We start from the raw sequence: 13,577 nt of genomic DNA on the forward strand, positions 1-13,577 counted from the left end.
GCCGCCGGTCAGCCCGAGGCGATGACGCGCCGCGCGAGGAGGAGTCGGCGCGTCAGAGCACCTTCTTCACGAAGGCGAGAGCGGTGTCGCAGACCTCGCGCCAACCGCTGTCGATGGTCAGGGAGTGGCCGCGGCCGGGCATCTCGATGATCTCGGTGGGATGGTGTTCGTTGCGGGCCTGCTTCTTGTAGGAGGCGTTGGCGATGGCCCAGGGGACGGTGTGGTCCTTCTCGCCGGAGACGATCAGCAGCGGGCCGCGGTCGGGGGTGAGGCTGTCGACCTTGGTCTCGCTCCACGGGTTGACGTTGGCGACGGCGGCCTGGAACAGCGGCGCGCCGGGGGCGGGGACGCAGAAGGTGTCGTAGAGCTCGTGGGCTTCCTGCTCGGTGACGGCGTTGGCGAAGGCGTAGCGGAACTGCTCGTAGGTCAGCGGCACGGCGCGGTGGATGTTGGCGGGGTTGGCCAGCACCGGGGCGGCGGCGCGCAGCGAGGAGATCGGCAACGGCAGCACCCCTTGGAAGGGGGCGGGGTCGATGGCCACGCCGGCGCAGGCCAGACCGCGGCCGGCGAGGATCTGGGTGAGCAGCCCGCCGAAGGAGTGGCCGATGATGACCGGCTTGCGGTCCAGTGTGGCGATCAGGTCGGCGAAGTGGTCGGCGACCTGGCCGACCGTCTTGTGCGCGAACACCTGCGGGTGGGCGTTGGCTTCCTCGACGGTGTCGGGGTCGTCGGGCCAGCCGGGGGTGACGGGTGCGAAGCCGGCCTCGGCGAAGACGCGGGCCCAGCGGTCCCAGCTGCTGGGCAGCAGCCACAGGCCGTGGACGAACACCGCGGGGATCTTGCCGGTGGCGTTGGCCTGCTCGATCTGCTGGAAGTCGTGGCTCACAGGATGCCCTTCAGGAAGGAGACGGCCTGGTTGATGGCTGCCTCGGCGGCGTGGGTGTCGCGCAGCGCGTTGAGCATGACGAAGTCGTGGATGACGCCCTGGTAGCGCACGGCCACCACCGGCACCCCGGCCTGGCGCAGCTTGTCGGCGTAGGCCTCGCCCTCGTCGCGCAGCACGTCGGCCTCGGCGGTGATGACCAGCGCCGGCGGCAGCCCGGCCAGGTCCTCGGTGGTGGCGCGCAGCGGCGAGGCGGTGATCTCGGCGCGCTGCTCGTCGCTGGTTGTGTACTGGTCCCAGAACCACTGCATGGCGTCGCGGCGCAGGAAGTAGCCGGTGGCGAACTGCCGATAGGAGCCGGTGTCGAAGCCGGCGTCGGTGACCGGGTAGAACAGCACCTGGGCCTTGAGGTGCTCGCGGGCGGTCAGGGTGAGCGCGGCGGCCATGTTGCCGCCGACGGAGTCGCCGGCAACCGCGATCCTGGCCGCGTCCAGGCCGAAGGTGGCGCCATGGGTGAGCACCCAGTGCAGGGCGGCCCGGTTCTGCTGGTTGGCCACCGGGTAGCGGGCCTCGGGCGAGAGGCTGTAGTTGACGAACACCACGGCCGCGCCGGTGCCCCGGGCCAGTTCGCGGGCCAGCCGGCCATGGGTGTGGTCGTTGCCGAACACCCAGCCGGCGCCGTGGATGTACAGGATGACCGGCAACGGGCCGGTCGCGTCGGCGGGCCGGAAGATGGTGAGGTTCTCGACGGTCTCCCGGGTGGTGCCCGGCACCTCGATCTCGGGCGACTGCACCTGGTCTACGGCCTTGCGGCCCTCCTCGGGCGGCAGCTCGAACAGGTAGGGCGGGTTCGCCGTCGCGTCGGCGAAGGCCTGCGCGGCCGGCTCCAGAACGGGCTTGCTCATGAACGTTCTCCAGGACGTGAGTGATGTCCCGAGAACCATCCCCCCTCGGACCCGGCGATCGAGTCCTTGAAACCCCTTAGCCTTTCAGGTGCCGATCAGGGAAACCCTTAGTCTGAGACCATGGTTCTGCGTGGCAGGAAGGCGGAGACCGCCGAGCTCGACGGCCTGCTGGGCAGAGCCGCAGCGGGTCTGAGCGGCGTGCTGGTCCTCAGCGGCCCGGCGGGCATCGGCAAGACCGCGTTGCTCGACCACGCGGTCGGCGCCGCGGCCGGGTTACAGGTCACCAGGGTCGCCGGGGTGGAGGCCGAGCAGGAGCTGGGCTTCGCCGGACTGCACCGCCTGCTGCTGCCCTTCCTCGGCGAGCGCGGACGGCTGCCGGGGCCGCAGCGCGACGCACTGGAGACGGCCTTCGGCCTGCTGCGCGCGGCCCCGCCGGACCGTTTCCTGGTGGGGCTCGCGGCGCTGACCCTGCTCGCGGAGTCCGCCGCCGACCGCCCGGTCCTGGCCGTCTGCGACGACGCCCAGTGGATGGACCGCGAGTCCCTGGAGGTGCTCGCCTTCGTCGCCCGCCGCCTGTACGCCGACGGGATCGTCCTGCTGTTCGGTGTCCGCGACGGTGACCCCGCCCTCGCCTGCCTGGCCGGGCTGGACGAGCTCCACGTAGCGGGGCTCCCCGACGACGAGGCCCTGGCGCTGCTGGACTCCTCCCTGGGCGCCGAGATCGACCGGGTGATCGTCAGGCGCTGCCTCGAGGAGACCGGGGGCAACCCGCTGGCCATCCGCGAGCTCGGCCGCGGGCTGGCCGCGGGCGAGCTGGCCGAACCGGGCTTCGGCGAGCCGCTGTCCCTGGACCGCAGGCTCGAAGCGCGCTTCCTGCGCCAGGTCGGCGATCTCGACTCGCTGACCCAGCAGGTCCTCCTGGTCGCCGCCGCCGACCCCACCGGCGATCCTGCCCTGGTACGGCAGGCGGTCGCGCACCTGTCGGCCGCGCCTCCCGCCGGCATCGAGGCGGCCGTCGAACGAGCCGAGCGCGGCGAGTTCCTGGCCTCGAACCCGGGTACCCACTTCCGCCACCCGTTGATCCGCTCGGCGGTGTACGGCGGAGCCGCCGCGTCCCGGCGGCGGCAGGCGCATGCGGCCCTGGCCGCGGTCACCGACCCCGTGCGGGACGCCGACCGGCACGCCTGGCACCTGGCCGCGGCCGCCGACGGCCCCAGCGAAGCCGTCGCGGCCGAGCTGGAGGCCAGCGCCGAGCGGGCGCGCGAGCGCGGCGGCCACCTGGCGCAGGCCGCCTTCCTGCGCCGGGCCGCCGAGCTGACCCCGCCGGGGCCGCAGCGCAACGGCCGGCTGCTGGCGGCCTGCGCGGCGGCACTGACGGCCGGCGCGCCGCACCGCGGCGAGGAACTGCTGGAACTGCTCACCCCCGATCTGGGTGTCGCGGCGCTGGACGCCTACGCCATGCGGCTGCGCGGTTTCCTGAACGTCATGCTCGGCAGGGAAGGCGCGGTGGCGCTGCTGCTCCAGGCCGCTCAGGTCCTGGCCGGGCCGGACCCGCGTGCCGCCAGGGACACCCTGCTGGAGGCGTTCGACGCGGCCATCGTCGTGGCCCGCGTCGGCCCCGGCATGAGCGCCGAGCGGGTGGCCAGGGCCGCGCTGCGGGCGCCCGCCGTACCGGGTGAGCCCACGATCGCGGACGTGCTGCTGGCGGCGCACGCCACCATGGTCGCCGTCGGTTACCGCGAGGCGGTTCCGCTGATGCGGCAGGGTCTGCTCGCCATGCAGGCCGAAGGCGCGGAGAACGGCGACGCGGCGCGCTGGTTCCTGCTCGGCGCCGTCCTCGCCCTCGACCTGTGGGACATCGACGCGCTGGGCGACTGCTCGCGGCGCTTCTCGGCGGCGGCCCGCCGCCAGGGCGCGCTGCGCATGCTCCAGGCGGGCGCGCACGGCTCGGCCACCCACGCGCTGCTCTGCGGCCGCTTCGCCGCGTCCGAGGCGCATTTCGCCGAGTTCATGGACGTGGCGGCGGCGATCGGCGCGGACCTGCGCTTCGCCGGCACGAGCGACGTCATGCTGCACGCTTGGCGCGGTGACAGGGAACGCACGCTGGCCGCCGTGGCGATCCAGGCCGGGCCCGACGCCGAACGGCCCGGCGGGCTCCAGGTGCAGCTCGCCCGCGCCGCCCTGGTGCTGCTGGAGCTCGGCCACTGCCGCTACGCCGAAGCCCAGGCCGCAGGGGAGGCCGGCTACGCCGCCGATCCGCCGCACTACGGCGGCGGGGTCCTGCCCGATCTGGTCGAGGCGGCGGTGCGCAACAACGACACCGCGGTGGCCGAGCGGGCGCTGGCGCGACTGAGCGAGCGCGCCGAGGCGAGCGGCACCCCGTGGGCGCTGGGCGTGCTCGCCCGCAGCCGCGCTCTCCTGGCCGACGACGAGCGGCTCTACCGGGAGGCGCTCGCACTGCTGGAGCGGACCCCGCTGGCCACGGAGGTGGCCCGCACCCACCTGCTCTACGGCGAGTGGCTCCGGCGGCGCAACCGCCGTCTCGACGCTCGCGAGCAGTTGCGGACCGCCCACGAGAGGTTCGTGGCCATGGGCGCCGCCGCCTTCGCCGAGCGGACCCGGATGGAGCTGGCCGCCACCGGGGAGCAGGCCCGTGTCCGCACTCCCAGCGCCAGGTACGACCTGACACCTCAGGAGCTGCGGGTGGCCCGGCTCGCCGCGGGGGGCACCACCAACCAGGAGATCGCCGCCGAGCTGTTCATCAGTGCGAGCACGGTGGAGTACCACCTGCGCAAGGTGTTCAGGAAGCTCGGCGTCACCTCCCGCAGGCACCTGGGCGACGCCCTCAGCGCGTAGACGCGACACCCTGCGCGTAGACGCGACACCCCTCGCGCAGGCGCGGCGCCCTGGGCGCGCAGGCCGGTCGACCCGCGCGGGACGCCCGGCCAACGGACGGAGGGCCGCGGCATGGCGCCCGGCGAGCCGGCGCCCGGCCCGCCGGCGTAGCGTCACACCATGGGCGGGAGGAGGATCTGGCAGGTCGGCGAGGCGTACGAGCGCTACATGGGCCGGTGGAGCCGGATGGTGGCCGCGGCGTTCGTCTCGTGGCTCGCCGTACCGGCCGGCCGGCGCTGGCTGGACGTCGGCTGCGGCACCGGCGCGCTGGCCGCCGCGGTGCCGGGCGCCGCCGCGCCGGCCGAGGTGGTCGGGGTCGATCCGTCGCACGGATTCGTCAGGCACGCGCGGGAGCTGGTCACCGATCCGCTGGTCCGGTTCGCGGCCGCCGAGGCGGGGGCGCTGCCGTTCGAGGACGGGCGGTTCGACGTCGCGGTCAGCGGGCTGGTGCTGAACTTCGTGCCGGACGCGCCGGCGGCCGTGGCCGAGCTGGCCCGGGTGACCGCGCCGGGCGGGACGGTCGCGGCGTACGTCTGGGACTACTCCGGCCGGATGGCGATCCTCCGGGCCTTCTGGGCGGCCGCCGTCGAACTCGATCCGGACGCGGAGGCGCTGGACGAAGGGACCCGGTTCCCGCTCTGCCGGCCGGAGCCGTTGCGCGCGTTGTGGGCCGGCGCCGGGCTGAGCGACGTGCTGGTCGAGCCGATCGAGGTGGCCGCGGTGTTCGCGGACTTCGACGACTACTGGGGGCCGTTCCTCGGCGCTCAGGGCCCGGCGCCGGCGTACGCCGCGTCCCTGTCCGAGGCGCACCGGACGGCCCTGCGGGACCGGCTGCGCGAGCGGCTCCCGGTGGCGGCCGACGGGTCGATCACGCTGCCCGCCCGGGCCTGGGCGGTCCGCGGCGCGACCCCTTAGACCGGCCGTCGGCGACCCCGGCGGCACGGCGCGAGCCCGCAGGCCCGACCGTCGGCGACCTCGATGGTGCGCGGCGCGAGCCCAGAGGCCGACCGTCGGTGACCTCGGCGGCGCGAGCCCGCAGGCCCGACCGTCGGCGGCGTCGATGGTGCGCGGCGCGAGCATAGCCGCCGCTAGGCCGACCGGCGGTGGCTGCGCCCGTCGTCGGAGCGCGGCACCAGGGTCGGGCCGGCGTTGCGGAGCACCGTGTCGCGCCCGATCACCACGCGCGCCACGTCATCCCGGCCCGGGATCTCGTACATGACGCCGAGCAGCACCTCCTCGAGGATCGCGCGCGCCGCCCTGGCCCCGGTACGGCGCAGCAGCGCCAGCTCGGCGATCGCCTCGACGGCGCCGTCGGCGAAGTCCAGCGCCACGCCGTCCATCTCGAACAGCCGCTGGTACTGCCTGATCAGCGCGTTGCGCGGCTCGGTGAGGATCCGCGCCACCGCCGTCCCGTCCAGTGGCTGGAAGGTGGCCACGACCGGCAGGCGGCCGACGAACTCGGGGATCAGCCCGAACCGCCGCAGGTCCTGCGGCATGACCTCGGCGAACGGGTCGGGCTCCGTCTCCCCGCGGACCGTGGCGCCGAACCCGGCGGCCCCGCGCCCCGCCCGCTGGTCGATGATCGGTTCGAGCCCGGAGAAGGCGCCGCCGGCGACGAACAGCACGTCGGTGGTGTCCATCCGGACGTACTCCTCCTGCGGGTGCTTGCGGCCGGTCAGCGGGGGCACACTGACGACGGTCCCTTCGAGGATCTTCAGCAGTGCCTGCTGGACACCCTCGCCGGAGACGTCCCGGGTGAGCGACGCGTGCTCGCTCCTGCGCGTGATCTTGTCGATCTCGTCGATGTAGACGATGCCGCGCTCGGCCTTGCGCACGTCGTTGCCGGCCGCGTGGAGCAGCTTGGCCAGGATGGTCTCGACGTCCTCCCCGACGTACCCGGCCTCGGTGAGCGCGGTGGCGTCGGCCGTCGCGAAGGGTACGTCGAGCATGCGGGCCAGCGTATGGACGAGATGGGTCTTGCCGCAGCCCGTGGGGCCGATCAGCAGGATGTTGGACTTACCGAGCTCGACCCGCTCGTCGCGCCCGCCCTGGCGTGATCGCGTGTTGACACGCTTGTAGTGGTTGTACACGGCCACGGCTAGCGTGCGCTTGGCCCGGTCCTGCCCGATGACGTACTGGTCGAGGAAGGCGTGGATCTCCCGCGGCTTCGGCGGCCTGGGCGGCGCGCCGGCGGGGTCGAGGTCGTCGTCGACGAGCTCGGTGCACACCTCGACGCACTCGTCGCAGATGCAGATGCGGCCCGGACCCGCGATGAGCTTCTTGACCTGCTTCTGGGGCTTGCCGCAGAACGCGCACCTCAGCGCCGCGTCCCGGCTTCCTGCGTGGGCCATCGCGCGTCAGACGGTCGTCGGGAGCGCGGGCACCTGCCGGAGGCCCGGGTCGGGCAGCGGCTCAGGACGGGTGAAGTCGATCCCCCGGGTCACGGAGTCCCTCTTTTCAAATGTCATGAACATTCAGATGTTGAGATCATTCGAAGCGCGACGCTACCGTGGATCCCTCGCCACGGCAACACGGGCGGGCCGCGGATCCGCGCCTCCGGCCCGAGCCGGTAGCGTGCCGTCATGGACAGGACCTTCACCCTCGACGAGGCCCGCGCGCTGCTGCCCGTGATCATCGAGGAGGCCCGAGAGCTGGTCGCCGCCCGCGCCGACCTGGCCGAGATCGCCCACGACCGCGAGCAGCACGGCGCCTCGCCGCTGGGCGGGCTCGCCGAGCTGAAGGGCATCGAGGCCCGTATCGAGGAGATCCTCACCGGCTGGACGCAGCAGGGGGTCGAGGTGAAGGGCATCGCGCCGATCCTGGTGGACTTCCCGTCGGTGCTGGACGGGCGATCGGTGCGGTTGTGCTGGATCGAGGGCGAACGCGAGCTGTCCTGGTACCACCGCACCGAACTGGGCTTTCCCGGCCGTCGCCCGCTCTAAGTCGCGGTGGTGGTCGCGGCGAGGCCAAACCCTGCCGAGTCCTTGACGTGACGCAGACCCGGCCCGGCGACCCGCTTTCCTAGGCTTTGACCGTCGGACCACTCGAAACCGCGAGGAGGCCCCGGTGGCCACTGCGATCCCCGGCGAGAACTCCCGATACCTGCCGATAGCCGACCACGGCCTGATCGGCGACCTGCGCACGACCGCGCTGGTCGGCACGAACGGCACGATCGACTGGTACTGCTGTCCCCGGTTCGACTCCCCCAGCGTGTTCGCCTCGCTCCTCGACAGCGAGCGGGGCGGCTCGTTCGAACTGGCCGCCGACGTGCCGGCCAGGACCAAGCAGTTCTACTTCCCCGACACCAACGTCCTGATCACCCGCTTCTACGCCAATGACGGCGTCGGCGAGATCCAGGACTTCATGCCCGTCGCCGACGAGGCGCTCGAGCACGACCGCCACCGGCTCATCCGCCGGGTGACCTGCGTGCGGGGCGCGCTCCCCTTCCGGGCGCGGATAGCGCCGCGGTTCGGCTACGGAAGCGAGCAGCACACCCTCCGCCTGGCGCACAGCCAGGCCGTCTTCGAGACGCCTTCCCTGTCGCTGGCGCTGACCGCCACCGTGCCGATGGAAGCAGACGGCACGGACGTGTGGTCGGAGTTCAAACTCCAGGAGGGTGAGCACGCCGTCTTCGCCCTCGACCGGGTCGGCGACGGAGTCGCGCCGCGCTCGTGCGCGACCACCGAGGCCGAGGAGCAGTTCACCGCCACCGTCGCCTTCTGGCGGCGCTGGCTGTCCACCTCGCGCTACCGCGGCCGCTGGCGCGAGATGGTGCACCGGTCGGCGCTGGTGCTGAAGCTGCTCACGTACGCCCCGACCGGCGGCATCGTGGCCGCGCCGACCACCAGCCTGCCGGAGTCGATCGGCGGCGAGCGCAACTGGGACTACCGCTACGTGTGGGTGCGCGACGCCGCGTTCTGCGTCTACGCGCTGCTCAGGCTCGGCTTCACCGGGGAGGCCGCGGCGTTCATGCGCTTCCTGACGACCAGCGTGTGCACCTGCACGCCCGGCACGCCCGGTCCCTTGCAGATCATGTACGGCATCGACGGGCGCGGCGACCTGCCGGAACGCCTGCTCGACAACTTCGAGGGCTACCAGGGATCGTGGCCGGTCCGGGTCGGGAACGCCGCCGTCGACCAGTTGCAGCTCGACATCTACGGCGCGCTCGTCGACGCCATCTACCTCTACGACAAGTGGGGCAAACCAATCTCCAGCGACGACTGGGACTACGTCGGCACCCTGGTCGACTGGGTGTGCGACAACTGGGACCAGCCCGACGAGGGCGTGTGGGAGACCCGCGGCGGCCGCAAGAACTTCCTGTACTCGCGGCTGATGTGCTGGGTGGCCATCGAGCGCGCCATCCGCCTGGCCAACCACCGCGGGCTGCCCGCCGATCTGGCCCGCTGGCAGCGGACCCGCGACACGATCTACCGGCAGATCATGCGCCGCGGCTGGTCGGGCGACCTGGAGGCCTTCGCCCAGTATCTCGACGGCGACGTCCTCGACGCCTCGGTGCTGATGATGCCGCTGGCCAAGTTCTCGGCGCCCACCGACCCGAAGTGGATGTCCACCCTCACCGCTCTCGGCAACCATCTGGTGTCCGACTCGCTGGTCTACCGCTACGACCCGCAGGCCAGCCCGGACGGCCTGCAGGGCATGGAAGGCACGTTCTCGATCTGCTCGTTCTGGTACGTCGAGGCGCTCGCCCGCGCCGGACGTCTGGACGAGGCCCGGCTGGCCTTCGAGAAGATGCTCACCTACGCCAACCATGTCGGCCTGTTCGCCGAGCAGATCGGGCACACCGGCGAGCAGCTCGGCAACTTCCCGCAGGCGTTCACCCATCTGGCGCTGATCAGCGCCGCCTTCAACCTCGACCGCGCGCTCGGCTGACAGCGCCGGTTGAGGGTTTTCCGGCCGGAGTCCCGGCAGAAAGCACGAAAAGTCCCAAGAAGGAGTTCAATGAAACACTTGAAGGGAGGGAACCCGACTCCGAAAGGACCCGTCCGAGCGTGACCGAGAACGACATCATCGACTTCGTCAGCGGCCTGCCCGCCACCGTCGCCATCACCGCCGGCGAGGACAACGGCACCCCCGAGGCGGCATGGGGGGACACCTTCTTCTTCTACGCCCCCGAGGGGACGATGCCCACCGACGGACGCCTGCCGTACGCGACGGTCGTCGTCAAGGACTACCCCGGCTGGGACAGCGCCTCCGGCCTCGACCGGCCCGGCGTGTTCCGGCTGAACATCGCCGTCGGCCGGGCCGCCTTCGAGGAGCTGATCGGCTACCCGCCCGCGGCCCACGCCGACCACCACGCCGGCGTCGACTACACGGTGACCGACCGGATCATCCCGCACCCGCTGTACGCCGTCCAGGGATGGATCTGCGTCCTCAACCCCGGCGAGGCGACCGGCGGGCAGGCGTACACGCTGCTGAACGAGGCGCACGCCAGGGCGGCCAAGCGTTACCGTCCCGGCCGCTGACCAGTCGGGCCGCCGGCAGCCGTCGCCGGCCCGGTGTCGCGAGGCGTCCAGGCCGGCCGGCGCCGGCCGGCCTGGACGTCACGATCAGACCAGGTCGAACCGGTCGAGGTTCATCACCTTGTCCCACGCCGCGACGAAGTCGTTCACGAACTTCTCCTTCGCGTCATCGCTCGCGTAGACCTCCGCGAGCGCCCGCAGCTCGGAGTTCGACCCGAAGACCAGGTCGACACGGCTGCCGGTCCACTTGACCTCGCCCGTGGCCGAGTCGCGAGCCTCGAAGGTGTTCGCGTCCTCGGAGGTCGCCTTCCACGTCGTGCCCAGGTCGAGCAGGTTGACGAAGAAGTCGTTGGTCAGCGACCCGGGGGTCGAGGTGAGGACACCCACCGGCGACTGCTGGTGGGTCGCGCCCAGGACGCGCAGGCCGCCGACGAGGACCGTCATCTCCGGGGCGCTGAGGGTCAGCAGGTTCGCCCGGTCGATCAGCAGGTACTCGGCCGGGAGCCGGTTGCCCTTCTCGAGGTAGTTGCGGAAGCCGTCGGCGGTCGGCTCGAGCGCGGCGAACGACTCCACGTCGGTCTGCTCCTGCGCGGCGTCGACGCGGCCCGGCGTGAAGGGGACCGCGACGTCGAAGCCGGCCTGCTTGGCGGCCTGCTCGACGGCCGCGCCACCGGCGAGCACGATCACGTCGGCGAGAGAGACCCGCTTGCCGCCGGTCTGGGCGGCGTTGAAGTCCTGCTGGATGCCCTCCAGGGTGCGCAGCACCGTCGCCAGCTGGTCGGGGTCGTTGACCTCCCACCCGCTCTGCGGCTCGAGGCGGACGCGCGCGCCGTTGGCGCCGCCGCGCTTGTCGCTGCCGCGGAAGGACGCTGCCGACGCCCACGCGGTGGACACCAGCTGCGGCACCGACAGGCCCGAGGCGAGGATCCGGCCCTTGAGAGCGGCGATGTCCTCGGCGTCGACGAGCTCGTGCGTCACCGCGGGAAGGGGGTCCTGCCACAGCAGCGTCTCGGACGGGACCTCCGGGCCGAGGTAGCGCGCGACCGGGCCCATGTCGCGGTGGGTCAGCTTGAACCACGCACGAGCGAAGGCGTCCGCGAACTCGTCCGGGTTCTCCAGGAAGCGTCGCGAGATCTGCTCGTAGATCGGGTCCACGCGCAGCGAGAGGTCGGTCGTGAGCATCGTCGGGGCGTGGCTCTTCGACGGGTCGTGGGCGTCGGGGACCGTACCCGCCCCTGCGCCGTCCTTCGGCCGCCACTGGTGGGCGCCGGCGGGGCTCTTGAACAGCTCCCACTCGTAGCCGAACAGGATCTCGAAGAAGCTGTTGTCCCACGTCACCGGGGTGTTGGTCCAGATGCCCTCGAGACCGCTGGTGATCGTGTCGCCACCCTTGCCGGTGCCGAAGGTGCTCCTCCAGCCGAAGCCCTGCTCCTCGATCGGGGCGGCCTCGGGGTCGGGGCCGACGTGGTCCGACGGGCCCGCGCCGTGGGTCTTGCCGAAGGTGTGACCGCCCGCGATGAGGGCGACCGTCTCCTCGTCGTTCATCGCCATCCGGCGGAAGGTCTCACGGATGTCGCGGGCCGCGGCGAGCGGGTCCGGGTTGCCGTTCGGCCCCTCCGGGTTGACGTAGATGAGGCCCATCTGGACCGCGCCGAGCGGGTTCTCCAGCTCGCGGTCGCCGCTGTAGCGCTGGTCGCCGAGCCAGGTGGTCTCGGGACCCCAGTAGACGTCCTCGTCGGGCTCCCACACGTCGGCACGACCGCCGGCGAAGCCGAAGGTCTCGAAGCCCATGGTCTCCAGGGCGACGTTACCGGCGAGGATCATGAGGTCGGCCCACGAGAGCTTCTTGCCGTACTTCTTCTTGACCGGCCACAGCAGGCGGCGGGCCTTGTCGAGGTTGCCGTTGTCCGGCCAGCTGTTGAGCGGGGCGAAGCGCTGCTGGCCGGCCCCCGCGCCGCCACGGCCGTCGCTGATCCGGTAGGTGCCCGCGCTGTGCCAGGCCATCCGGATGATGAACGGGCCGTAGTGGCCGAAGTCGGCCGGCCACCAGTCCTGCGAGGTCGTCAGCACCTCCGCGATGTCCCGCTTGACGGCAGGAAGGTCGAGGCTCTTGAACGCCTCGGCGTAGTCGAACCCGTCGCCAAGGGGGTTCGCCACAGCGGGGTTCTTGGCGAGGATCTTCAGGTTGAGCCGCTCCGGCCACCACTGGCGGTTCCCGCCACCCTGAGTCGGGTGCGGGGCGCGCCCGTGCGCGACCGGGCAGCCACCTTCACCCTCGGTCTTCGCGTCTGTGACGATGGCGTCGTGGTTCTCAGACATGGGAATCCTTCCGGACTATTCAGATCACTGTGCTGAGGCACTGCGGGCGGTGGAACAGTCGGGGCACAGGCCCCAGTAGATGACCTCGGCCTCGTCGATCGCGAAACCGTGGTCCTGGGAGGCGGTCAGGCAGGGGGCGTGACCGACCGCGCAGTCGACGTCGGCGACGGCACCGCACGACCGGCACACGAGATGGTGATGGTTGTCCCCGACGCGTCCCTCGAACAGGGCCGGGCTGCCGGGCGGTTCGATGCGGCGCACGAGCCCCGCCGCGGTCAGCGCGTGGAGGGCCTCGTACACGGCTTGGAGTGAGATGTGGCCGACGCGCTCGCGCACCCCGGAGGCGACGGCCTCGACGTCGAGGTGGTCACCGTTCCTGACGGTCTCGAGCAGCGCGACGCGAGCGGCCGTCACCCGCAGGCCGGCACCGCGCAGCTCCTCGGCGGTGGTCGGAGTCTGGGATGCGGACATAGCGCCCAACCTACCGCCATAAACACGAATCACACAAGATAATGAATTGTCCAAGTTAGTCCTGCATCAGGCAATCCGGCCGACCGGTGGGTTCCGCCACCTCGCAGCGCGCCGTGGCCGAGGGGCTCGGCCCTGCCATTCACCACAACCCCGAGCGCGGGACCGGCTGCCGGCAGGCATGCGCGAACACGGCGGCGAGCCCTTGCTCTGCTGGGCGAACACATCGCACGCCAGGCGGGAGGAGACAAGGGGAATCGCCGACATGCCGGCGCGCGGCACCGGTGACCGCGGCACCGGCGACAGCCGCCACCGTGATGGACGAACTGCGCCGCGACGTACAGGCGCAGCAGGAGGCCCGCGACCTGCCGGTGCGGCAGGCCGAGGAGCAGCAGCGGCTACTCGAAGCCGATGCCGAGCAAGCCGAGAAGATCCGGCAGATTCTGCTCGGTGAGACCAGGAAGTCCATCAAGGCCGAACGCCGCCGGCAGTGGGGCTACATCCTTGCCGGTGCCGTCTGGTCCGTCCCCGTCGGTGTGGCCATCAACCTCGTGGTGCCGTAACGCCCTGGCAGGTCAGGACACGTGCAGGCCCACAGGCGCCGGGCTGTTCGCGCAGGTCGGGCGG

The 13,577-nt window shown here is 72.1% G+C and carries 11 protein-coding genes; 6 read left to right on the forward strand and 5 right to left on the reverse strand.

All coding sequences use genetic code 11. The features are described from left to right. Positions 1–52: 52 nt before the first annotated feature. Both ACWEVS_RS32755 and ACWEVS_RS32760 read right to left on the reverse strand, forming a co-directional pair. Positions 53–886, reverse strand: a complete 834-nt coding sequence (locus ACWEVS_RS32755) for an alpha/beta hydrolase (RefSeq protein WP_452554525.1) — start codon at positions 884–886, stop codon at positions 53–55. Continuing rightward, on the reverse strand, positions 883–1,788 hold the full coding sequence (locus ACWEVS_RS32760; RefSeq protein WP_449928620.1) for an alpha/beta hydrolase: 906 nt from the start codon (positions 1,786–1,788) through the stop codon (positions 883–885). The genes ACWEVS_RS32755 and ACWEVS_RS32760 overlap by 4 nt, the downstream gene beginning before the upstream one ends. 120 nt (positions 1,789–1,908) lie before the next feature. Between ACWEVS_RS32760 and ACWEVS_RS32765 the strand changes: the two genes are divergently transcribed. Then, the gene (locus ACWEVS_RS32765; protein ID WP_452554527.1) at positions 1,909–4,644 is read left to right on the forward strand and encodes an ATP-binding protein; all 2,736 of its coding nucleotides are present in this window, start codon (positions 1,909–1,911) and stop codon (positions 4,642–4,644) included. Positions 4,645–4,803: 159 nt separating this feature from the next. After that, positions 4,804–5,598, forward strand: coding sequence for a class I SAM-dependent methyltransferase (locus tag ACWEVS_RS32770; RefSeq protein ID WP_452554529.1), 795 nt, complete (start codon positions 4,804–4,806; stop codon positions 5,596–5,598). Between the two features lie 173 nt (positions 5,599–5,771). On the opposite strand, the gene clpX is transcribed toward ACWEVS_RS32770, so the two are convergent. Next, positions 5,772–7,034 (reverse strand): ATP-dependent Clp protease ATP-binding subunit ClpX, encoded by a 1,263-nt coding sequence (clpX, locus tag ACWEVS_RS32775; protein WP_452554531.1) that lies wholly within the window; start codon positions 7,032–7,034, stop codon positions 5,772–5,774. Between the two features lie 231 nt (positions 7,035–7,265). On the opposite strand from clpX, the gene ACWEVS_RS32780 reads away from it, so the two are divergent. From ACWEVS_RS32780 to ACWEVS_RS32790, 3 genes are all read left to right on the forward strand, one after another. Further along, a complete protein-coding gene (locus tag ACWEVS_RS32780; RefSeq protein WP_354915561.1) occupies positions 7,266–7,625 on the forward strand; it encodes a DUF2203 domain-containing protein in 360 nt (119 codons plus the stop codon). Positions 7,626–7,749: 124 nt separating this feature from the next. Further along, on the forward strand, positions 7,750–9,573 hold the full coding sequence (locus ACWEVS_RS32785; protein WP_452554533.1) for a glycoside hydrolase family 15 protein: 1,824 nt from the start codon (positions 7,750–7,752) through the stop codon (positions 9,571–9,573). A 119-nt stretch (positions 9,574–9,692) separates the two neighbouring features. Then, on the forward strand, positions 9,693–10,166 hold the full coding sequence (locus ACWEVS_RS32790; protein ID WP_449928608.1) for a DUF6194 family protein: 474 nt from the start codon (positions 9,693–9,695) through the stop codon (positions 10,164–10,166). An 84-nt stretch (positions 10,167–10,250) separates the two neighbouring features. On the opposite strand, the gene katG is transcribed toward ACWEVS_RS32790, so the two are convergent. Together katG and ACWEVS_RS32800 are read right to left on the reverse strand one after the other, a co-directional pair. Continuing rightward, complete coding sequence (gene katG, locus ACWEVS_RS32795) at positions 10,251–12,482, reverse strand: catalase/peroxidase HPI (protein ID WP_449928606.1); 2,232 nt, start codon at positions 12,480–12,482, stop codon at positions 10,251–10,253. Positions 12,483–12,506: 24 nt separating this feature from the next. Beyond that, positions 12,507–12,953: a Fur family transcriptional regulator gene (locus ACWEVS_RS32800; protein WP_354918169.1), complete on the reverse strand. Its 447-nt coding sequence runs from the start codon at positions 12,951–12,953 to the stop codon at positions 12,507–12,509. A 311-nt stretch (positions 12,954–13,264) separates the two neighbouring features. Between ACWEVS_RS32800 and ACWEVS_RS32805 the strand changes: the two genes are divergently transcribed. Then, complete coding sequence (locus tag ACWEVS_RS32805) at positions 13,265–13,513, forward strand: hypothetical protein (protein WP_449928604.1); 249 nt, start codon at positions 13,265–13,267, stop codon at positions 13,511–13,513. The last annotated feature ends 64 nt before the right edge of the window (positions 13,514–13,577 follow it).

This window comes from Nonomuraea sp. NPDC003754 (assembly GCF_053605785.1).

Excerpts from the sequence above, each read along its gene's own strand:
- ACWEVS_RS32760 (WP_449928620.1), bottom strand. The coding sequence starts at position 1,788 with ATGAGCAAGCCCGTTCTGGAGCCGGCCGCGCAGGCCTTCGCCGACGCG.
- ACWEVS_RS32765 (WP_452554527.1), top strand. The coding sequence starts at position 1,909 with ATGGTTCTGCGTGGCAGGAAGGCGGAGACCGCCGAGCTCGACGGCCTG.
- ACWEVS_RS32770 (WP_452554529.1), top strand. The coding sequence starts at position 4,804 with ATGGGCGGGAGGAGGATCTGGCAGGTCGGCGAGGCGTACGAGCGCTAC.
- clpX (WP_452554531.1), bottom strand. The coding sequence starts at position 7,034 with ATGGCCCACGCAGGAAGCCGGGACGCGGCGCTGAGGTGCGCGTTCTGC.
- ACWEVS_RS32780 (WP_354915561.1), top strand. The coding sequence starts at position 7,266 with ATGGACAGGACCTTCACCCTCGACGAGGCCCGCGCGCTGCTGCCCGTG.
- katG (WP_449928606.1), bottom strand. The coding sequence starts at position 12,482 with ATGTCTGAGAACCACGACGCCATCGTCACAGACGCGAAGACCGAGGGT.
- ACWEVS_RS32800 (WP_354918169.1), bottom strand. The coding sequence starts at position 12,953 with ATGTCCGCATCCCAGACTCCGACCACCGCCGAGGAGCTGCGCGGTGCC.